At 41.4% G+C, this 22,143-nt stretch carries 18 protein-coding genes; 10 read left to right on the top strand and 8 right to left on the bottom strand.

The window, feature by feature from the left end; translation table 11 throughout:
- Positions 1-10: 10 nt before the first annotated feature.
- Positions 11-1,444, bottom strand: a complete 1,434-nt coding sequence (locus H6G86_RS23140) for a sensor histidine kinase (protein WP_190936278.1) — start codon at positions 1,442-1,444, stop codon at positions 11-13.
- Positions 1,445-1,881: 437 nt separating this feature from the next.
- On the opposite strand from H6G86_RS23140, the gene H6G86_RS38860 reads away from it, so the two are divergent.
- On the top strand, positions 1,882-2,664 hold the full coding sequence (locus tag H6G86_RS38860; RefSeq protein WP_190936277.1) for an ATP-grasp domain-containing protein: 783 nt from the start codon (positions 1,882-1,884) through the stop codon (positions 2,662-2,664).
- 30 nt (positions 2,665-2,694) lie between these two features.
- Here H6G86_RS38860 and glgX read toward each other — a convergent pair whose 3' ends face one another.
- On the bottom strand, positions 2,695-4,698 hold the full coding sequence (gene glgX, locus H6G86_RS23130; RefSeq protein ID WP_190936276.1) for a glycogen debranching enzyme GlgX: 2,004 nt from the start codon (positions 4,696-4,698) through the stop codon (positions 2,695-2,697).
- 206 nt (positions 4,699-4,904) lie between these two features.
- On the opposite strand from glgX, the gene H6G86_RS23125 reads away from it, so the two are divergent.
- Together H6G86_RS23125 and H6G86_RS23120 are read left to right on the top strand one after the other, a co-directional pair.
- Positions 4,905-5,387 carry a hypothetical protein gene (locus H6G86_RS23125; RefSeq protein WP_190936275.1) on the top strand — a complete coding sequence of 161 codons (483 nt, stop codon included), beginning with the start codon at positions 4,905-4,907 and terminating at the stop codon, positions 5,385-5,387.
- 401 nt (positions 5,388-5,788) lie between these two features.
- A complete protein-coding gene (locus tag H6G86_RS23120) occupies positions 5,789-6,736 on the top strand; it encodes an NAD-dependent epimerase/dehydratase family protein (RefSeq protein ID WP_190936274.1) in 948 nt (315 codons plus the stop codon).
- Positions 6,737-6,875: 139 nt separating this feature from the next.
- On the opposite strand, the gene modA is transcribed toward H6G86_RS23120, so the two are convergent.
- Positions 6,876-7,670 carry a molybdate ABC transporter substrate-binding protein gene (gene modA, locus H6G86_RS23115; protein WP_190936273.1) on the bottom strand — a complete coding sequence of 265 codons (795 nt, stop codon included), beginning with the start codon at positions 7,668-7,670 and terminating at the stop codon, positions 6,876-6,878.
- Positions 7,671-8,000: 330 nt separating this feature from the next.
- On the opposite strand from modA, the gene H6G86_RS23110 reads away from it, so the two are divergent.
- Positions 8,001-9,656, top strand: a complete 1,656-nt coding sequence (locus H6G86_RS23110) for a B12-binding domain-containing radical SAM protein (protein WP_190936272.1) — start codon at positions 8,001-8,003, stop codon at positions 9,654-9,656.
- A gap of 407 nt (positions 9,657-10,063) precedes the next feature.
- Here H6G86_RS23110 and H6G86_RS23105 read toward each other — a convergent pair whose 3' ends face one another.
- Positions 10,064-10,519: a cupin domain-containing protein gene (locus H6G86_RS23105; protein WP_179075012.1), complete on the bottom strand. Its 456-nt coding sequence runs from the start codon at positions 10,517-10,519 to the stop codon at positions 10,064-10,066.
- A 272-nt stretch (positions 10,520-10,791) separates the two neighbouring features.
- Positions 10,792-11,571, bottom strand: a complete 780-nt coding sequence (locus tag H6G86_RS23100) for a cysteine hydrolase family protein (protein WP_190936271.1) — start codon at positions 11,569-11,571, stop codon at positions 10,792-10,794.
- A gap of 81 nt (positions 11,572-11,652) precedes the next feature.
- On the opposite strand from H6G86_RS23100, the gene H6G86_RS23095 reads away from it, so the two are divergent.
- The 5 genes from H6G86_RS23095 (at position 11,653) to H6G86_RS23075 (ending at position 15,166) form a co-directional block, all read left to right on the top strand.
- Complete coding sequence (locus H6G86_RS23095; protein WP_190936270.1) at positions 11,653-13,053, top strand: amidohydrolase; 1,401 nt, start codon at positions 11,653-11,655, stop codon at positions 13,051-13,053.
- Between the two features lie 377 nt (positions 13,054-13,430).
- Entirely contained in the window at positions 13,431-13,661 is a 231-nt protein-coding gene (locus H6G86_RS23090) for a hypothetical protein (protein ID WP_190936269.1), read from the top strand.
- Positions 13,658-13,921: a type II toxin-antitoxin system RelE family toxin gene (locus H6G86_RS23085; RefSeq protein ID WP_190936268.1), complete on the top strand. Its 264-nt coding sequence runs from the start codon at positions 13,658-13,660 to the stop codon at positions 13,919-13,921. The genes H6G86_RS23090 and H6G86_RS23085 overlap by 4 nt, the downstream gene beginning before the upstream one ends.
- An 80-nt stretch (positions 13,922-14,001) precedes the next feature.
- Positions 14,002-14,256 carry a hypothetical protein gene (locus H6G86_RS23080; RefSeq protein ID WP_190936267.1) on the top strand — a complete coding sequence of 85 codons (255 nt, stop codon included), beginning with the start codon at positions 14,002-14,004 and terminating at the stop codon, positions 14,254-14,256.
- 52 nt (positions 14,257-14,308) lie between these two features.
- Positions 14,309-15,166, top strand: a complete 858-nt coding sequence (locus H6G86_RS23075) for a hypothetical protein (RefSeq protein ID WP_190936266.1) — start codon at positions 14,309-14,311, stop codon at positions 15,164-15,166.
- Between the two features lie 126 nt (positions 15,167-15,292).
- Here H6G86_RS23075 and H6G86_RS23070 read toward each other — a convergent pair whose 3' ends face one another.
- Complete coding sequence (locus tag H6G86_RS23070; RefSeq protein ID WP_190936265.1) at positions 15,293-16,495, bottom strand: RNA-guided endonuclease InsQ/TnpB family protein; 1,203 nt, start codon at positions 16,493-16,495, stop codon at positions 15,293-15,295.
- A 243-nt stretch (positions 16,496-16,738) separates the two neighbouring features.
- On the opposite strand from H6G86_RS23070, the gene H6G86_RS23065 reads away from it, so the two are divergent.
- Complete coding sequence (locus H6G86_RS23065) at positions 16,739-17,947, top strand: NupC/NupG family nucleoside CNT transporter (protein ID WP_190936306.1); 1,209 nt, start codon at positions 16,739-16,741, stop codon at positions 17,945-17,947.
- A 20-nt stretch (positions 17,948-17,967) separates the two neighbouring features.
- On the opposite strand, the gene H6G86_RS23060 is transcribed toward H6G86_RS23065, so the two are convergent.
- Complete coding sequence (locus H6G86_RS23060) at positions 17,968-18,492, bottom strand: DUF2085 domain-containing protein (protein ID WP_190936264.1); 525 nt, start codon at positions 18,490-18,492, stop codon at positions 17,968-17,970.
- Between the two features lie 67 nt (positions 18,493-18,559).
- Positions 18,560-20,671 (bottom strand): bifunctional arginine dihydrolase/ornithine cyclodeaminase, encoded by a 2,112-nt coding sequence (argZ, locus tag H6G86_RS23055; protein WP_190936263.1) that lies wholly within the window; start codon positions 20,669-20,671, stop codon positions 18,560-18,562.
- Between the last annotated feature and the right edge of the window lie 1,472 nt (positions 20,672-22,143).

Here is a 22,143-nt window from a genome sequence, read left to right as displayed (position 1 = left end):
TTTTAACAATTCAGATAGCACTGCTATATGTCGGTAAACTAATTGTAAATGTACTCCCTTCCCCTAACTTTGATTGGACACTGACACTACCCCCCATACCCTCAACAAGTGTCTTGACAATAGATAAACCTAAACCACAACCCCCGGTAGTATGAGAACGGGATTCATCTACGCGGTAAAATCTTTCAAATATCCGTGCTTGCTGTTGCAAAGGAATTCCATAGCCTCGATCGCAAACTTCAATAATTGCCCGATCTTCAAGTTGATTTAATTTAAAAGCTATAGGTGTATCAGCTTCAGAATACTTAATGGCATTATCAATCAAATTCAATAATACTTGTTTGAGGCGACTGTAGTCTACTTTCACCTCAATTCGATCAACTTTTGGCTCGATTTGAATTATGCGCTCGCTATATTTTTTTGCCATCATCACCACTTCTTCAATCAAGTCATTTAGCACATAAGATTTCATTTGAAAATATAAGTAACCATTATCAGCTCGTGCTAAATCAAGTAAATCTTGTAGCAGACGGATAGTGCGTTCAGCTTCCGATGCCGCAGTTTCTAAAGCTTCTTGTTGGGTTTGTGTTAAATTATTTTGCCTTCGTAAGACGCTTTGCAAATAACCATGTACTATGGTTAATGGTGTACGTAATTCATGAGAAACATTACTCACAAATTCTCGTTCTTGCTTCCAAGATTGAGAGAGACGTGATAACAGCATAGTTAAAGTTTGAGCTAATTCTTTAACTTCGCTGGGTGCATTTTTAACCGATAGTTGCGATTGTCCTAAATCTTCAGCCGAAATCACAGAAGCCATTTGATTTAGCTGGCGTAGAGGTTGCAGAGAAAGCTGGATGTAAAATGCGATCACAGCAGTTAAAATAATAATTGCCAAAACACTAATAATAGCTAAACTCTGCACCATTCTCAGAAACATTTTCTGTTCGCGGGTAATATCTTTGACTACAAATAACTCACCGAGTAACTTACCTTGAACTTGTACAGAACTACCACATAAAACAAAATAGCTTTCGTTGACTTGATAAACTTGTGGTTTAATCGGCATCTTAGTTAAAGACATTAACTCAGCTACTTTAGTATCAGATACCAAATCTAAACTGGCAGATTTTACTAAAATTTTATTATCAGGACTTTTCAACCATAATAAGATGTTGGTATTTGCCAAGTTATTAATAGCCTTTTGCAACCCAGTTTCAGGTTGCATCATTTCACTATAAATTTGCACATCTTGCGGCAAGCGCTTGGCGATTTGTTCTATATTATATTTATGACTATCAACTAAAATTTGCTGCATTTTCCAACTAGTCCATGTAGCGAGGCTACCTAATACCAAACCTGAGAATGCAGCAATACCAATTGTGAGGCGTGACTGTAAGGAAAATGGGTCTATATTTATCCAAACTTTTCTGATTTGCTTCACTTTTCTGATTATGTTTTAGGTGTTTAATAAAGATATTTTAATAAAAAAATCAGAATGCTAAATGTAAAGTTGCTATTAACCGCTAAATTTTTAGTTACAGATGATTTTAACTTATCTTTGTTGTATACCTACAATGAAAAGTGCAGCCATTCCAGAAAAATTGCGAAAGATTTTTCTTTAATCGCCCTCTCAACCCTGCAAATCCTTCTCTAATAAGAAATTAAATTAATTTACTGTTAATTAAATTAATTTAATATGAGAATTACCTTAAAATTTTGTACTTTTATATGTTTTTTCTTTGTATTCTTTTAAAAATACAATGACGGAAAGTAGCTCTTGCTGTTTAATAGACATAGGAGGTAAAAATTTTGATGCCAGTGGAGCTACAGAGTTTTTTCCCATAATAACAAGTTAGCTTTACATTCAGTTGAAGTATTATGAGATTTCTTTTTCCTAGTGACTACTTTAATCCCAAGAAAGCGGATGCAGCATACCTGGAACAAGTTGCTTGTATGCAAGATGCAGGATTTGCAACTTCTGTTGTTTCTTTAGAGTTGCTGGCATCTGGTTCATCAAAGATTATTCCAGTTCCCTACCCAGATTCAAAAGTGGTCTATCGTGGTTGGATAATCTCACCCTCTGATTATGAGTTATTAGTTGGGGTCGTGGGCAGCATGGGGGCAAGTCTCTTAACTTCTAAAGCTGAGTATTTAGCCACACACTATCTCCCTAACTGGTATCCTCTGATTGCCGATTTAACTCCAGAGACTAAATTCTATTCTGTTGATGATGATTTAGAGAATGAGTTGAACAGACTTGCTTGGAACGGATTTTTTATCAAAGATTACGTTAAATCTCTCAAAACCTCAGTTGGTTCCATAATTAATAAACCTTCGGAAATAGGAACAGTGGTGTCTGAAATGCAGAAGTTTCGAGGCAGTATTGAGGGAGGTATTTGTGTGCGGCGGATTGAAGATTTTGTGCCCGAAACAGAGAGGCGTTACTTTGTTGTATCTGGTAAAGCTTTTGCCGCTTTACCAGATGAAGAAGTTCCAGAGATTGTTGAAGAGTGTGCAAAGCGGATTGGAAGCCAATTTTTTTCTGTAGATGTAATAGAGCGTAGAGACGGTACTAAGAGGATCGTAGAAATTGGTGATGGGCAGGTATCAGATATTGTAGGATGGACGGCTGAACGTTTCGCTCAACTTTGGGTGGGGTGATAGGTAAGCAGTCGATAGTTATTCCCTGCATCAACTCTCTGTTGCAAACCAAGCGCGTAAAACCTCTGCCACTGTCCACGCTTGGGCAATACATCCCCGTGCAGTCATCGGAGCATCACCATCAAAAATTTCGCTGAGACTACCAAGACCGTGTGTAGTAAGATGATTAGCCATTGGTTCCAAAAATTGACGAGCCTGCTCAGGATTTTTGTAGACGCGCAGGTGTGCTAGAACGAACGGCCCCAATAACCAACCCCAAACTGTGCCCTGGTGATAAGCTCCATCACGTTGATACTGATTGCCACCGTATTTACCCTGATATTGGGGATGATCGGGCGCTAGCGATCGCAATCCATGAGAAGTCAGCAGCCTCCATCCGCAAACTTCCACTACACTCTTTTGCTGGGCAGGTGTTAATGGGCTTTCTGGCAATGAAACTGCAAATATTTGGTTAGGTCGCAATGCTGCATCATCACCATCAGGACTGTCTAGAACGTCATAGCAATAACCTGTCTCGTCATTCCAGAAGCGAGAAAATCTATACTTAGCCCGGTCTGCCATTGCCTCATATTCTTGGTGCGGTTTACCAAGGTGACGGGCAAACTTTGCCATTGTCCGTAAAGCATTATACCAGAGGGCGTTAACTTCGATCGGTTTGCCAATTCTGGGCGTAACTACCCAATCGTCAACTTTGGCATCCATCCAAGTCAGTTGTACACCTGCAACACCTGCAAAAAGTAAGCCATCAGCCGGATCGAGATGGATGTTGTAGCGTGTACCGCGACAGTGCCAATCAATGATGTCTGCAAGTATGGGAAAGAGTTCACCAAGCAAAGTATCATCGTCCGTAGCGCTGTAGTAGGCGCGGACTGCTTCAAAATACCAGAGAGTGGCATCGACTGTATTGTATTCTGGTTGCTCGCCCGCATCGGGAAAGCGATTAGGCAGCATTCCTTGGTCTACGTATCTAGCAAAAGTGCGAAGAATTGAGCGTGCTACCTCTGGGCGACCAGTGGAAATTGTCAAACCAGGTAGACTAATCATGGTGTCGCGTCCCCAATCGCTAAACCAGTGATAACCAGCAATGATAGTCTTACCGTAGGGGTCTTCTGGCATTGGACGGTCAACAATAAATTGGTCAGCAGCTAGTATTAGTTGCTTGATCCAGATAGGTGATTCCTTGGTCTTGAGAGGTTGATTAGTTTTCCAAATTCCAGTTAGCTTCTGCTCTTGAGCGCGACGTAACTTAAGTGCAGCCTCGGCATTGAGATTTGCTTGCTTTTCTGTGCTGGCTACAAATGCGTAGGTGCAGCCCGTCGTAGACATCGCTTCCCCAGGATTCAGTGTAACCTCAAAAGTCGCAGCGTGGAGATGGTCTTCTCTATCTCTCAATCCCCGATAGCGCTCAACAGCCAAATCAAAGCCATAATACCAATTGTCGGCGACAGATGCGCTACCACTATCACTCAATAAATACACTGGTGCAGCATCTGGATAAGCAGTTACACAAATTCCTTGTTCGACTTGCTCAATAGACATCTTCCAGCCATTACTTTGGGTGTCGCTGTGATAATCGCGGTAGTTGACCATTGCTTTGAGCGTCAACTTCAGAGGTTGCGTGGCACGACGCAAAGTATATTGGACATAAGTTGTGTTAGCACCTTGTTGCATCCACACCCGTTTTTCTAACAAGGCATCGGCAACAGCAAAACGCCACAAGGGAATTGTCCCTTCCAGAGAAAAACGTTCAATATTTTGATAACCGTGAGGGCTGACAGTCCCATCAGCCCAACGATTGGTGTCTAGAGAATAAGAGCGATTGTCATACAGGATAGTTTCATCTAGTTTTGCTAGCAGTAAGGTACGACCTAAAGGTGGTTTCAATGCCGCTATCAATAGTCCGTGATAGCGGCGCGTCAATAAACCAGCCACAGTTCCAGAAGCGTAACCACCAATACCGTTAGTAACTAACCATTCCCGTGACTCTGCCGTGTCAAGATTGCCGCAGATTTCCCGCCCAAATTCTATACACATAAGTCAACACTTTTCCTTGGGATCAATATTTGGATTATGGATTATGAATCCTCTAGTGTGCTGAGAATGGTATAAAGAGTTCTAAAATCTTAACTGGCGATCGCGGTTAAATAAAATACATTGCCGTGGGTACTATTAAATACAGGTATCCTTGGTAAGACATTTCTGCAAGTAGAAGCTAAAATGCCTCTAAACGATTCTTTAACGTGATTGCGAAAGCACCCACCCTCAAGGAAGTAGGGAGGGCAAACTATAATATTTTACTCATTGCCAGCGAATTTTCAAATCAAAAGAGGAAGAATAGAGTGTTGAAAGATGTTGAACGTTATATTCCTTCAGAGGACAAGTATTTAGAGGCATTCCACTCAATTTATAAAGGATTGACTCCGGGACACCAAGCTATCTTGAATAAGTTGTATCAGCATTGTTACTTTATGGAAGACAATCGCAGATTACGCACTTGGGAGTTATCTGAAGCGGCGGGATATGATGGTGACTCTTCTGGCCAAATTGGTCATTTAGGTGGAAAGTTCAGCCAATTCTTTGGAGTAAAAGATGATGAATTTGGGCAACCGGCACTTGCAATAATTAGTTGGTTTGCAGATGAAACAAATGGGCATTGGTACATTGAACTAATTCCTGAAGCAGCTAGAGCATTTAAGCGTTTTCATATTGAAACGCTCCAATAGAAATGTTGATTAGCTTAGTTAGCGATCGCTCCTCTGAGGCTTTCTAGCACTGTTGTTTGGAGTCTAACTGCGATCGCTTGTAGTTATATTAGCTTATATCTGCGAAGAGACAGCAGACGGCGGAATAATTTTAAGACCATTTCGTGGTTGGAATTTCAACTGCTTTTATTCTCAAGATTAAATTCTGTCAACTAGTATATTTGCTTAGTCAATTTTGTCATACAATAACCAAACAAATATACTTTAATTAATTAGATTATAAGTATATTTATTTAAGTAATACTTGTGTTTAAAACAGTACAATAATTGATTAAAAATCAAGCTTAAGTAATGACGATTATTGATTACAAGTACTAACCTGTGAATATAGAAATTTATGAAAATAGCAAAAAATAGCTAACATGGCTAAAATTATCGTTACTGGAGCAGCAGGCTTTATTGGTTCTCACCTCGTAGACATCTTGCTACAACAAGGGGAAGAAGTAATTGGGATTGATGAATTCAATGATTATTACGATCCTATGTTAAAGCGTAAGAATGTTGCACACTTACATAGCTCACCTAGTTTTACATTAATTGAAGCAGATATTCAGTTTTTAGATTGGCAGGAACTCTTAAAAGATGTTGATGTCGTTTACCATCAAGCAGCACAAGCAGGTGTCAGGGCAAGCTGGGGTAAGGCTTTTCGAGGTTACACAGAACGAAATATTAATGCTACGCAAGTTTTGCTAGAAGCGGCTAAAGATGCAAAACACTTGAAAAGATTAGTGTTTGCTTCTTCGTCAAGTGTATATGGTGATGCAGAAACTTTACCCACTCACGAAGGAATTTGCCCTGAACCTGTTTCTCCTTACGGCATTACTAAGCTAGCGGCTGAAACTTTGTGCAGACTGTATCACAAAAACTTTGGTGTGCCATCTGTATCATTGCGCTATTTCACAGTCTATGGGCCTAAACAACGCCCAGATATGGCATTTCATAAGTTCTTTAAATCCATTTTGCAGGATGAGGCGATTCCTATTTACGGCGATGGCCAGCAAACGCGGGAGTTTACATTTGTTGGTGATATCGTCGCGGCCAATTTAGCGGCTGCTTCCACACCCCAAGCAGTGGGAGAAATTTTTAATATCGGTGGTGGTAGCAGGGTGGTTTTAGCAGAAGTCTTAGATACGATTGAAGAAATCGTTGGCAAACCAATCAAAAGAAACCACATAGAAAAAGCGATGGGAGATGCACGCCACACTGCTGCTGATGTATCTAAAGCGCAGAAAATTCTGGGATATCAGCCACAAGTCTCTCTAAGAGAGGGTTTAACGCAGGAATGGCAGTGGATTAAGTCGTTGTATTAAAGGGTATGGGGCATTGGTTATTCTCCTTTAAAACTTATGCACAAAATATCCCCCAACCCTTTTAAAAGGGGTTAGGGGGATTTAAAAGTGCCTCAAGTCACAGCGAAACACTTATTCAAATGAACTATTAAGCTTTTTGCTAACTTACAAGAAACCCATATTTTTTGAGTACAGTCTTGGCTTCACTGCCAGATAAAAATTGGATAAACTCTTTGGCTGCTGGAATATTTTTACTGCTTTTAATTACTGCCATTGGATAGACAATTGGTGAGTGAAACTTATCGTCAGCAGCAACTACGACTTTTACCTTGTTGGAAATTTTGGCATCAGTAGCATAAACTAAACCCGCTTCAGCGTTACCACTTTCTACTGCTGCCAAAACTTGACGCACGTTGTTAGCAAAGACTAATTTGGGCTTTACCTGATTATAAAGTTTCAATTTCTTTAAGACTTGCTCCCCATATTGACCGGCGGGTACACTTCTAGGTTCACCGATCGCAATTTTTTTAATCTTACTATCTGTTAAATTGTAGAAACTAGTGATGCCAACAACATCCTGAGCCACAATCAAGACTAGACGGTTATTTGCCAAGTTAGCACGGCTACCTGTTACCAAAAGTCCTTTTTGTTCTAGGGCATCCACTTGCTTTTTGCCAGCAGAAATAAAGATATCTGCTGGGGCACCTTGCTCAATCTGTTGTTGCAAGGCACCAGAAGCCCCAAAATTATAAGTAATGTTGACATCTGATTTACTTTGTTGGTACAAAGGCTTAATTTCCTCTAGTGCCTCTTTTAAGCTGGCGGCTGCGGAGACGAGGATAGTGCTGTTTGACTGTGCTATTACCGGAGAAGGATTAACTAACGGTAAACCAATTGCCAGGAGCAAACCAGCAACTGCTATACCCAATAAGCCAAAAATTTGTCTTCTTTTCATAGAAAAGGCGTTTGAGAAATTTCTTCCATAAAATTGATGCTAGGTAAAATAATACCAAATATACCAACTTATAACCAACTATATAGGTAATTACTTTTTCCCTAAGCATTCCAGATGAATTAACTCATAAGCCAGAATCTGGCGACTCAAACGCATCGGTAATTGCAAAACTGCATTCTGAGAAAGGGCGAATCATACCCCTCTAGAAGGAATTTTATATTTTACAGTTAAAAACTGCTGAAAGATCGCGGTAAGCTAGTTGGAATTATCACTGAATTGTGTCAATAAATTGTCAAATTAACTGCTCAGTCTTCTGGGGTGAAATTTGCGATGACCGTAAATCTTAAGTCTTTAGAGAATCCAACTTATATAGCGGCCGATTCCAAAACCGCTTCTAACACTAAGAGAACCAGCTACGTTCCCTCGAACCATCGACGCATTCTTTGCATCTTTCCTAAGTACAGCCGCTCCTTTGGTACTTTTCATTACGCCTACCCACTGATGGGTAATGTCCGGGCTTTTATGCCACCCCAAGGTATTTTAATTGTGGCTGCCTACTTACCTCAAAAATGGGAAGTGCGGTTTATTGATGAGAATGTCAAATCAGCAACCAGGGCTGATTACCAATGGGCTGATGTGGTAATTGTGAGTGGAATGCATATCCAAAAACCACAGATTAATCAAATTAATGAACTTGCCCATCGAGCCGGAAAAATCACAGTCGTGGGTGGCCCCTCGGTATCTGGATGTCCAGAATATTATCCTGAATTTGACATTTTACATTTGGGTGAGTTGGGAGATGCTAGCGATCGCATGATCGAGTATCTAGACCAAAACTTGGAACGTCCTCAAAGGCAAATCCGTTTTGAAACGAAGGAACGTTTACCTTTAACAGAGTTTCCAACTCCAGCTTATCATTTGCTGAATATTGATGATTATTTCTTAGCAAATGTGCAGTTTTCTAGTGGTTGTCCTTATCGCTGCGAGTTTTGTGATATTCCAGAACTCTATGGCAACAGTCCCCGGATGAAAACACCAGAGCAAGTAGTTGCCGAGCTAGATGCAATGCGACAATCGGGCAATTTGGGGGCAGTGTATTTTGTTGATGATAACTTTGTTGGCGATCGCCGCGCTGCCATGAAGTTACTTCCTCACCTGATTGACTGGCAAAAACGCAATGGCTACCCCATCCAGTTTGCCTGTGAAGCAACTCTCAACCTAGCCCAAAGTCCAAAACTGCTGGAGATGATGCGCGAAGCCTATTTCTGCACGATCTTTTGCGGTATCGAAACACCTGACCCAGATGCTCTCCATGCTATTTCCAAAGATCAAAATCTGAGTATGCCAATCTTAAAGGCAATTCAGGTTTTAAATAGCTATGGTATGGAAGTAGTATCAGGAATCATCATTGGGTTAGATACAGATACACCAGAAACAGCAGACCGAATTATCGAATTTATTCGGGCATCTCAAATTCCCATGTTGACAATTAATCTACTTCATGCATTGCCTAGAACTCCGTTATGGCGGAGGTTAGAAGCAGAAGGACGACTCGTATTTGATGAAAGCCGGGAATCAAATGTTGAGTTTTTGATGCCCTACGAGCAAGTTGTCGAGATGTGGCGGCGCTGCATCACAACTGCTTATGAGCCGGAATTTTTATATGAGCGGTTTGCTTACAATATGGAACACACCTATCCAAATCGTATCGAAGTACCTAACAGTCCTGCTCGCACTTCTGGGGCTAATATTCGCAAAGGTTTAACTTATTTAACTAATATTTTGCTGCGGATAGGCTTATTTAGTAACTATCGTCATACTTTCTGGAAAATGGCCAAGCCAGCACTGAAAGCAGGTGATATTGAAAACTTGATTCACGTCGGTCTTGTGGGACATCATTTGATTAAGTTTGCACAAGATTGTTCTAAAAACGAAGAATCAGCTTCGTTTTATTCGCAAAAAATCCTCACAAAAGTGCGTAGTTAAACCAATTCGCAATTAGCAATTACGTTTTGTGACGTGGACTTAAACCCTTGAACTAGTGGTCTGTCTCATTAATTGTGAAGGGTTATAACAGTTTGTAGTAAGGACTTTAGTCCTTGATATGAGCGATAAATAGCTCACTACAAACCTAGCAAAATTAATGTGATAGACCACTAGTGGTTCATCGCATTAGTTATGAGGGTTAAAAAAACGAACCGCGAAGACGCGAAGTACACAAAGGAAGAGAAATAAAGAATGAGTTCACCCAGCAGAATTAATGCGACAGACCACTAGGTTAATAAGCTAAAAGTTTTTTAACGAGAAATTATTCGTAATTCATAATATTCCCTCGTTCCCGTGTTTTACATGAAAACGAGGAATATCCAATAAATTACGAATTACGAATTATTTTAACAGGGCATCAAAGTATTAAATCTCCCCAGTACAGCCATATCTTCTGCATCTAACTCTGTCGGAATGCCACTGCGAATCAATTCCGAAAAGTCTTCATTGGGAACCATCACAGTCAACGTATACAAGCGAGTAGAACCAGTATTTTTAATCAAATGAGTCCCAGTGGGAGGCACTAATAAACTATCTCCAGCCTTGATAGTGGCACTCTTGCCGTCACACATGGCGATCGCTTCCCCTTTGAGGACAAAAAACATTTCCACCGCCCACTGATGGCGATTTGGCGGTGTTTGTCCACCGACATCAAAAATTTCTATACAGCAAGTCAAGGAAGTATTAGCATTTGTCGAATCGAAGATAATTGCTAATCGATTAGAGTCATTGGGACTAATGCGATATACTTGGTAATCTTTGGGAGACTTGATAACCGGAATTACACAACGAGTAGCGTACATTTATTTATCCCCTCTAAAGTTATCGATGGATATGAAAATTCCTAAAATCTTAGTCTTGAATATTCAGTTATGAGGTATCAGGAATGATGCAAACAATAGCCACCAAAAAAGATTTTCAGGTAGGGACAATTCATTAATTAATCGCCCCTACCGCGTGGGTTATGCGTAAGTTTTAAGTTGTATAAATGACAAAATCACTAATTGCTAAACACTAAATACTCCTCATTCAACCAATTTTGAATTTTGGATTGAAGGAAAAATCTAAAATCTAATCACTCCTCATTCTTTTGCAGCGCTGTTAAAATCTCTTGGGAGTCAGTGACAAAACCGAAGCATTGTTTAACATTGTACAACGTTGCTAGCCAACAATATTCAGGCGAAGTCGTAGCGCTACAATCTTTAACTAACACACAGTCATATCCTAAGAAATTGGCATCACATAAGGTAGCTAGAACGCACTGATCGGCATTAACACCAGCAAAAAATAATGTTGTGCTTCCCAGATTCCGCAAGATACTATCTAATGGAGTGTCCCAAAACCCACTCATGCGATATTTGTCTACACGAATATCTTCAGGAACCTGTTCTAGTTCGTCTACTACTGCCGCGGCCCAACTACCCGCCATTAGTACTCTTGCACCATTGCTTGGTAGTGGATCGCCTAATCCCACGCCTGCTCCTGTCGGGTTATAAACATGACGCGAACCAGCACTAATATTGAGTAAGTCAGGGCGATTCCCCCAATTTATCCAAATGACTGGAACACCCGCGTCACGAAGTTCTGGAAGTAGGTTATTCAAAGGTTGAATCGGCTGACGCGCTGGAGTTACATCCACACCAATATGCGCTAACCAGCCATCAGGGTGACAGAAGTCGTTTTGCATATCAATGACGAGAATAGCGGCTTTTGCCAAGTCTAAGCGCAGGGTTTTAGTTTCTGTTGATAAAATAACGGGTTGTGGGGGTTTTTGAGGACGAGTGATATCTGCGATCGCATCATTCACTGTCCACGCATTTGGTGAAACTCCCAATGTCCGAAAAGGCAAATTCATAAAATTGCAATATCCTACACCATTTTCTATCTTGTAACTTGAAATTCAGTTGAAAATACAATTACTTAATCAAGGTTAAATATGGTCAATTTCACTATTCAGAATGTTTTAATTGCCGCCAGTGATGATTATGCGACCGTAGATGTACAGATTATAGATGGGGCAATCGCAGTCATTGCCCCCAATCTACCAGTAATCGGCACTATTATAGATGGCAAAAATAAGCTGCTACTACCTGGTTTTTTCAACGCCCACACCCACTCATCAGAGATGTGGCAACGGGGAATCATGTCAGTTTTGCCTTTAGAATTATGGTTGGGGGAACTGTATGATTTTGCCCCTCTCGACACTGAACAGGTTTATCTCAGCGCCTTGGGTACTGCGGTAGAAACCTTACTTTCTGGGGGTACGAGTGTAGTAGATCACCTAGTGTTAATTCCCGGACTTGAGTTAGAAACGATCGCCACTGCAACCCGCGCTTACAGAGAAGTTGGGATTCGCGCCTTTATCGCCCCCTTAATTCAAGATGAATCCCTTAGTGCAGGTATTCCATCTGGAGAATCAGCAAGAACTCATGAACCTTATCATCGCTCAACGGCGGCAACATTGGAAATTATCGAAGAGGCGGTGAGACAGTTTCATCGCCCAGATGAAGGTGTAAATATTTTGGTTGCACCAACGGGAATACAATTGTGTACTGATGCTTTATTTGCAGGATGTATCGAGTTAAGCGATCGCTATAATCTTTGTCGTCACTCCCATTTACTGGAAACTAGGGCACAGGAAAAGCTCGCTCAAGAAAAGTACGGTTGTACTGCCGTGGAACATTTGAAAAGAATCGGGTTTTTGAGCGATCGCACAACTCTAGCTCATTGTGTTTGGTTGAATGATGCTGATATAGATATTCTCGCCGAAACTCAATCTACAGTTGTTCATAATCCCTTAAGTAATTTACGTTTAGGTAGTGGCATCGCCCCTATTTTAAAATATCGTCAAGCTGGAGTAAATGTAACTTTTGGTTGTGATGGTGCTTCAAGTAATGACTCTCAAGATTTGTTAGAAGCCATTAAAATTGGTTCGATCTTACATAACGTTACAGACATAGATTATCAGTACTGGATTACACCCAGACAAGCAGTAGAGATGGCATCTTTAGGAGGTGCAAAAGGATTGAATCTTACAGATAATCTCGGTTCTCTCAGTGTGGGCAAACAAGCAGATTTAGTACTTTATGACCTCACCCATTTATCATTACTGCCACGTACAGATCCGATTGGTTTATTAGTTTTAGGTCGTCCTAGTAATGTTGTAGATAGTGTTTGGGTAAATGGTAAGCAAATTGTTGCTGATGGGAAAGTTAGCACAATTAACGTTGATGAATTGCGGCAAGAACTATTTAACCGCAGTCAATGGGAGACAAAACGCAAGTCTGAAACCGTCGCGCAAATTGAAGCACATTATCGCACAGTTATGGGGTTGTGAAAGACAAGTATACACAAGAGACACTATAAAATAGTAACAAATTGTTAAGCTTAGGACATCATGCGGAGTAAGCATGAAATTATCACTTAGTGATTTAAAAAGTCTCTTTCACTACATCAAGTACAGTAAGTACTTATTCTAGTTAGGTTTGGTGACTATTATTAAGTAGTGGCAACAGGCTAACACTGTATTCGTTGAACATTTTAAAATAATTGGGTATTTGAGCGATGTCTACGACGGGCTACGGCTATGCACAACACTTGCTCATTGTGTTTAGGTTAGAGTCAATGATGTCGTCAGGCATGAGAGTTTGATGAATAAAGAGGGGTGATCGGTGTTAGCTTTAAGAGCAAAGCGTTGCGTGAGAGCAATTCACTATGTCATCAACAGCAATTACCACCGTAATCAAAATGATGGAGTCTTTACCCATTGAGGTACAAGATCGAATTGCAGAGCATCTGCGGGAATACATTGATGATCTACAAGATGAAATCATATGGAATGAATCGTTCCAGAGAACACAATCAAAACTTATTGCTGCTGCAAAACTTGCCAAACAAGAAATTGCAGAGGGACAAGCCACTGCAATGAACTACGACCAGCTATGAAGTCAGCAGTACTTCCTTCCTTCTGGTCTGAGTATCGACAGTTGAACAGCGAAATTAGGCAAAGTGCCAGGAAAGCATATCGGCTGTGGGCAGAAAATCCATTTCACCCGTCTTTACATTTCAAGTGCATCAACAGTCAGGAGGGGATTTGGTCAGTGAGGGTAACGCGAGGCTATCGAGCGCTTGGAGTTTTGGAAGGAGACATAGTGACATGGTTTTGGATCGGTAGTCATGACAATTATGAGCGTTTCTTTGGGTGAGTCTGTATATTTAGATAGCTGCTGATTGCTGTGTTTGCTAGAATATCGCGCAGAGGTTGAATGCCAAAGGAACTAGCTCTATGCCAATTGTCATTATCCTTAGCCCAGAATTAGAAGCATTACTACGCAACAAAGCTGCTCGGCAAGATCGAGATGTTAGTCTTGTAGCGTCTGAGTTGCTTACCAGTGTCCTAGAGTGGGAAGTACAAGAATCAGAGGCAGCTATAAAGGGGATTCAACAAGGATTAGATGATTTCGAGGCACGACAGTTCCGGTCTTTTCATGAGTTTGCCCAAGAACAGCGTCGCAAGTATAATCTGCTAGCTGATTCATGAAATATCGCAGCAGTTATCTTAGTCGCTATGTCGTTGTGTGTATCTTTAGATAGTGAGTAATTTTCAGGATTGGTTCTGGGAAATTAATGAGTGCGGCCAAGGGCCTCATTACTATTTCAACGCTACTTTTGCTCCATCTGATGCTGAACAGCTTGCTGCTTTGGTGCGCCAGCATCCACTGTCTGGTTTTGAACACTGCCATTTTGTTGGCAAATTAATTAATGCACCATGTGGAGATGCTAATACTCCAGGTTCTTACGATTTGTATGTTGACCAGAGCAACTATGCTGAAGTTATGTTGGGTATACAAAGAGATGAACCTATAGTTACTGTTGCACACTATACCTGGCAAATCATTGGTGTTTGCGATCGCAAATTTGGCATTGAGTGTGGTTATGGTGGGATAACTGGCAGACATAATCAAGCTGACACCTCACTGATTATGGCACTGGCGCAGTCACCAGAACTCACTTTAGTTGATTGGAGAGTCGTTTCTGGGGGAGACGGTTACTCATCGGTGTTTTTTAGAACTGGCACATCAGCCGCAGAACTGCTTGCTTACTTGCAGATGAGGCCGGAAAAGCCTGACTTTGTGCAAATAGAAAGAGAGTTACGTCTAGCTTTATCAGATCCTGCATTGTCTAAAATTTATCGCTTGGGCGAGTGCAAAATCAATGGCTGGCAGATGCAAGTGGTCGTCTTGCATAATATTGAAAAAATCACAAGCAGCTATGGTAGCGAAGGATGGGACATGACACCACACGTTACCAAGCTTGACAAAATCGCTCAAACTGTTAGCGATAAGTGCAAGGTTCCGAGTTGTGCAGGGGGTGCAGCACATGCGCCAGATGATTTCTACACACTCATTGGTAGCCATCTCAGCTTTGGCTACCCACAGAAAATAGGGTAATTTTAGAGACAATTTGCAAAGCAATGTGAATAAATAAATGCTTGCAACCCATCAGGGTTTTCTCTAAGGCTTGGGAGATAATTTTTTGACATCCTCCCCGCCGTAAACGGTCGGGGATTCCAAAGATCACTCTTTGGGTTTCCTCTTTCCACGACTCGGCTTACATTGAGGAGTTTCCCCACCAATACAGAGGTCGATATCTCCAGAGGCGTTAAGCGTTCCCGTGTGCCCCACGGTACGTAGTCCAAGCTCAAGTATGTTCCGAGCAGCGTTCCAGTCTCTATGCAGCACAAACCCGCAATGGTGACATTTATGAGTTCTTGTACTCAAAGACTTCTTGACGACTTCCCCGCAACTAGAGCAATTGGCGCTGGTGTAGTGGGGTGGAACAGCAACCGTTGCCACTCCAAACACCTTGCCGAAATACTCCAACCAATCTCGGAAAGCCGACCATGCTGCGTCAGTTATAGACTTAGACAGCTTTTTGTTTTTGACCATGTTCCTCACCATCAAATCCTCATAAGCAACCAAGTCGTTAGACTGGATAACGCATCTTGCCAACTTCACAGCAAAATCTTTACGCTGCCTACTTACTTTGAGGTGTTTTCTGCTCAAGCGATTGCGGCGCTTGACTCTATTCTTAGAACCCTTCTTAGTCTTAGAAAGTTTACGCCCAAGACGTTTGAGGGCTTTTTCGGACTTTCTGAGGTGTCGGGGATTCTCAATTGTTTGCCCATCCGAATCAGTGTAGAAATGGGTCAAACCGACATCCAACCCAATGGTTTTACCTGTTGGCTCTCGTTTTTCAATCCGCTCAATATCAAGACAAAACTGAGCGTAGTACCCATCAGCGCGGCGAACAACTCGAACTCGCTTAATCTGATTCAACTGGTAGAAATGCAAATCACGGGTTCCCCACAATCGGAAACTTCCTGCCTTGAAACCATCAGTAAAAGTGATAGTTTGTCTATTCTCCGAAAGCTTATAGCCTGTGGTTTTGTACTCCACAGAACCATGAGTCTGATGCTTCTTAAAGCGCGGAAAGCCCGTTTTGGCTACATTCTTCTTGCAATTGTCATAGAACCGAGTGATTGCAGACCAAGCCCGTTCAGCACTGGCTTGACGAGCCATCGAATTGAGGTTATTAGCAAAGGGAAAGTCAGAAGCGAGAACAGCGCAATAAGCGCTCAGTTCATACTTGCCAACTCCCTTGTTCTCCATCCAGTAGCGAAGGCAAGAATTTCGGATAAAACGAGCAGTCCGAATTGCTTCATCAAGCTTTTCGTACTGCTCATTACTACCCTTAAGTTTTGCCTCGAATACAAGCATGGTTACGCTATTACACCTAGCGTAATTATATCATAATTATGAGCAATAATCATGAAAAAGCCGTCGTAGAACGACGGGGCTTTAGACCCATTAATTCCGGTAACAAGATATGAATTTGCGATCGCTAATTTCTTGTTTACAGCATCAAAACTCTAGTAATTGACTACAAAGCCACAAAACAAGGCAGATTTTTGTGTATGCTTTGTGTCCAAGTGCCTTAGCGATACCTTTTTGGGAGTGAACATGGAACGCGCCATCTCTGCGTTGGGAATCTTAGTTTTTATCGGTATATCCTACGCTTTTTCGGTTAATCGTCAAGCGGTGCGTTGGCGCGTAGTGGCGTGGGGGTTGGGATTAGAATTTGCATTGGCAATCGTGATTCTTAAAACTCCTTGGGGTTTGACTGTGTTTAAATTTCTGGGAGATTTTGTCAGCAAATTTTTAGCATTTTCTGATGTTGGTGCCAAATTTGTCTTTGGAGAAAATTTTAAGGATCATTTCTTTGCCTTCCAAGTGCTGCCGACAATTATCTTTTTCTCTGCCTTTATCAGTGTCTTATATTACTACGGCATTTTACAGCGATTGGTAAATGTGATGGCGTGGGTAATGATGAAGACGTTGAAAACATCGGGTTCTGAATCTTTATCCTGTGCAGGTAACATCTTTTTAGGGCCAACAGAGTCAGCACTGATGGTTAAACCTTATATAGCGAAGATGACGCAATCAGAACTTCATGCCGTAATGACGGGTGGTTTTGCCACAATTGCAGGTGGAGTACTAGGGGCATATCTTTCTTTTGGCATACCAGCAGAACACCTAATTGCTGCTTTTTTTATGACTGCTCCCACATCATTGGTAGTATCAAAATTGCTGTATCCAGAAACAGAAGTATCAGAGACGCTTGGTGAAGTAAAGGCAGATGTAAAAACCAATTATGTAAATGCAATTGATGCTGCTACAGCCGGAGCAATTGATGGCGTGAAGCTAGCGGTTAATGTTGGGGTAATAATTATCGCCTTTTTAGGATTATTGGCTGCTTTAAATGCACTGATGGGATGGTTGGGGGCATTTGTGGGTTTACCGCAACTCTCATTACAGTTGATTTTGTCTATTTTTATGGCTCCCGTAGCGTGGTTAATGGGCGTACCTTGGGCTGATTGTCAGCAAGTGGGGGCTTTGTTGGGTACAAAAACAATTCTCAATGAGTTTATTGCTTTTTTAGATTTGAAGGCATTAATTGAAAGTGGTAAAATTTCCCAACGTGCAGTAATTATTGCGACTTATGCCTTATGTAACTTTGCAAATATAGGTTCAATTGGCATTACCATTGGCGGGATTACTGGGATAGCACCTAATCGCCAACATGATTTAGCTCGCATGGGCGTAAGGTCAATGATTGGCGGCTCGTTAGCGGGTTTTATCACTGCTTGCATTGCTGGGATGCTGATTTGAAGAAGAAATTAGGAGTAAGACTAAAATCGCTCCAAACTAGTTTTAGCACCCCGCCACCCGTGGAAAATTGGCATAGTAAACAATCCCCACGCTAAACCCGTAATCAACCCAAAAGGTGTAACTAGATAATTATTAAAACTCCACAAACCGAAAATTTGTGCTGCCAATTCTAAAGGATAAGCCATCATCAGCACACTGGCGATCGCCATGCCACTCCATCCATACTGACTTAACCAGTAAAATCCTTTACCACCAGTTAACCCATATAGCAGGCGAGTAATCAGCAAACCCGTGACAGTGCCGTAACAGCGCATACACACAGCCATAATATATGGTGGTGCCAAATCTAACCCCATAGTTGGTTGCGGACATACATGATTACCCATGAAATAAATGATGTCCGCAATCCCAGGAAGCAAAGACACTCCAGACGCAGCCAGAAAAGGAGCAATTGGCGGGCCAAAAACCATCCCTACTAACAAGAAATCAGCAATCAAACTTACCCAATTAACCTGAAACTGTTCCCTGAAAGCTACTCTTGTCATTTCCTTTCTTCGCGCCCTTTGCGCCTTCGCGGTACCCTACGGGAAGCCGTTTTACGTCTACGTTTTCCTAACCTACCTTATTAACATAGGGACTTGTCAACTTATCCAACTGCTGAATCAACAGACTCAGGAACAATCCCACATCTGTCACCACACCCACCGATTCTACAGAACCGCGATCGCTTAATTTAGTCACCACAGCTGGATTAATATCCACACACACCATCTTCACCCCCGCCGGAGTCATGTTTCCCACGCCAATGGAGTGCAGCATTGATGACAGCATCAAAATCATTTCCGCACCTTCTAGGTGTTTAGCATATTCCTCCTGTGCCTGAATCAAATCCATTTGGGTATCAGGTAAAGGCCCGTCATCCCGAATCGATCCCGCAAGCACAAAAGGTACATTATTCTGGACGCACTCATACATCACGCCACTCTTAATTGCCCCCGCCTGCACAGCTTTGGAAATGCTGCCATAACGACGGATACTATTAATTACCTTCAGGTGATGGCGGTGTCCACCACGAACGGCGATACCCCGCTTCATGTCCACACCCAAGGAAGTGCCCATGATATTTTGCTCGATGTCGTGAACTGCGATCGCATTTCCACCCAGCAGCGCTTGTACATATCCTTCTCGAACCAGTTGGGCCAAGTGTTCGCCGCCACCAGTGTGAATCACTACGGGACCAGCCGTGACAACTACCTTACCACCAGCATCGCGGATTTTCCGTAATTCCCAAGCTACTTGTTCAACCACCAATTCCACGCGCCGTTCGCTGGAAACGCCCGCCGACATGAAGCTGAATTCTTGGGTGCTGCGTTGTTCGCGCGATTCCGTTTTGCGAATAGTACGGATACCTAGTACATCTACAATTACTCGTTCGCCAACTTCTAAATCTCGTAGTATTTTACACCTAGCTACTAAACCAGAGGGGGTTTGAGTAATTGCGATCGCGCCATCCATGCGCTGATTTTCTACCTTGATCCACTGCCCATTAATTCGGACTTCGGTAGGATAAATAGTACTAACGTAGAAATCATCAGGCGCTACACCATCTTGGATCACAGGTTCCAAGATTGCGTCTCGCTCATCATGGGGTAAATCTACTGCACCCAAATCAATCAATAGAGAGATGATTTCTTCCATCACCTCATGAGATGGTGCTGATACCTTCACTTCGGCGGCGGAGGTACTTTGCCGTTGTTCTCCCAAGTTGAAATTCAGAACTTGGAAGCTTCCCCCAGCATCTATAATCAAATCCAAGGCGCGGTTAATTAAGCCAGCATCCAGCAAATGTCCTTCCATACGAATGACACGGCTTTCTACCGAGACATTGGCATGAATTTCATCCCTAACTGGTTCCGTTACCCGCAAGGTTAAACATTTAGCTGCACCACCAGCTTTGAGAAATTCCGTTAGCGGTGTTTCCAGCACTTGGAAACCCACTTCTGCAAGGCGGGTTTTCAAAGCTTCACTCGCTTTGTTCATGATCACAATGCTGTCCACATTCACCGTATTACAAGCGAAGTTGACTGCATCGGCTTCAGCAATTGCAATTCGCTTTTCTGGTGCGACTCGCATTTCAATTAAGCGGTTGGAGTAAGAATCAAAAGCGCCTGGATAGTACAGCAAATAGCCATTTGCTAACGGACAAAAACAGGTATCCAAGTGATAGAAACGTTCGTCTATGAGTCGCAAAGAGAGAACCTCAATATCCAGCCATTTAGCTAGATAAGGGTGAGAATCTAATTCTGAACGGAAACCGTATCCCGCCCATAACCAGCGCCCTTCTCGATCTAAGAGTGCATCTCCTGCACCTTCAAAGGGCAAATCTTTAGGTAGTTCATTAACTATATAACCATTTTCTTCAAACCATTGTTTGAAGAAAGGTTCCTCTCCCTGACGTTCTTTATGTAAAAAGCGACTGAGTACGACATTTTCCCCCAGTACCAAACCAGCGTTGGCGGTAAAAACTAAATCAGGCCAACCTTTTTGGGGTGGTACTAAGTCTACAATGGCGTGTTGTTTAAGGATCTGGTGTAATCCCTGCCACTGTTCCACGGCGCGATCGCGCGATGATTTGTGAATATTCCCTTCCATCCAGGGGTTAATCACATAGTCTACATCGTAGTGGTCAGGAGGACACATCAAAAAGCGAATACGGGGAGTCATAAAAAATCTTACAAGCGTTTTATATGCTACTATACTAAGGGCCTATTTTGGGATACAAATTTTGATTTCCTGACATTTGGCGCAAATCTACTACTACAGCTTCTATCTTTGTGATAGTTGAAAGCTTTACAAAGGCTTCGTCCTTAATTCTATTACTGGAAGATGGTAATAAGTAGAGTAGGTGGCAAAATTAGGATAGTTTTGGCGGACTTAAATGTTTCAGTAGTACTAAGTGAGTCTACTTTTAGCAAAGATGTGGAGGCTTTAAACAAACGTTAACCTATTCTTTGGTTTAAATCCTACTCAAAGGTATATTTATAATATCTTAATATTAGCTTTATTAAATATTTTTATTTTTCACACAAGTATTTTACATCTACGCTACAAGTATTATGTAGAAATCCTATTTGATTTTTGCAAAGTAAAGTACGAGTTAAAGAACCTTCTTTCCTCTTGACTATTACCTCTTGCGCTGCGCTTGTCTGCGACACGCTCCGCGAACGCGCACCACGCAAATAAATTTCAAAAATCAAAGCAGACTGCTATGTATCTATAGGGAGCATCCCAATTTTTTAAAAATTCACGAAACTGAGACACAAACTCTTTATAAATGTCTTCCCTTTGCGGAAATCCAGTTCTCTACGAAACCTGCGCGTAGGTTGCTTCGACCTAAGAGTATACAGTACACTTATCCATTCTCTTATTCCTGTTCTAATGCAGCGCAATAGTAAATTTAAAAATCTAGGATGCTCCGTATCCATATTTCTATATTATTTAATTTATACTATAAAACAACAGATAACCAATTGCATTTAGTATGATATCTTGTTGCTAAAATCTGCAAAATTTTTAAAGTTCATTCTATGGATAGAGGATACTTTTGGCTCATATATTTATAAACAATTTCTTTGACACTAATTGAGTGTTAAGTTTTGAGAGGATATCTAGATATTTACTGTCGGTTTTATATCTAAGATGTTCAAAACAAATAGTAAAAAAAGGAAAATAAAAATATTTGGAAGTTTTGTTATTAGTTTGATAGCTGAATATTAAACCTAGTCTACCTTTAGAACTGTAGTTTTGTAGGTTGGGTGCAGCGATAGTGTAACCCAACATAAATATATCTTTTAAAAAACTCTAGTTTTCAACATAGATGAGGTTTATGTGTTTATGTGTTAAATTCTAATAAATTATTTACTGGATACAAATATTTTATTCGAGTGATTATTAATACTTGTTATAGTAGGTTGCAAAAACTTCAATTTGCAATTTATAGCTTAACCTGAGAGGTTGTTTGAAAAGTGATGAGACTCAATTTCTTGGTTGAAAAGCATAAATAAAATATTTGTAGCGTTTTTAGACTAAGTAAGTTGGCGTTAGAAAAACCAAGTATGTTACGAAACGTAAATATGCTTAAAATCCTTACTAATGAACAATTACAAAGGACAGCCTTAGCCAGTTAGCTTTAATTT

It is taken from the genome of Nostoc sp. FACHB-133 (assembly GCF_014698055.1).
Classification (GTDB): domain Bacteria; phylum Cyanobacteriota; class Cyanobacteriia; order Cyanobacteriales; family Nostocaceae; genus Nostoc.
The sequence above is the reverse complement of the archived record's forward strand: the minus strand, read 5'-3'. Positions and strand labels throughout refer to the sequence as shown.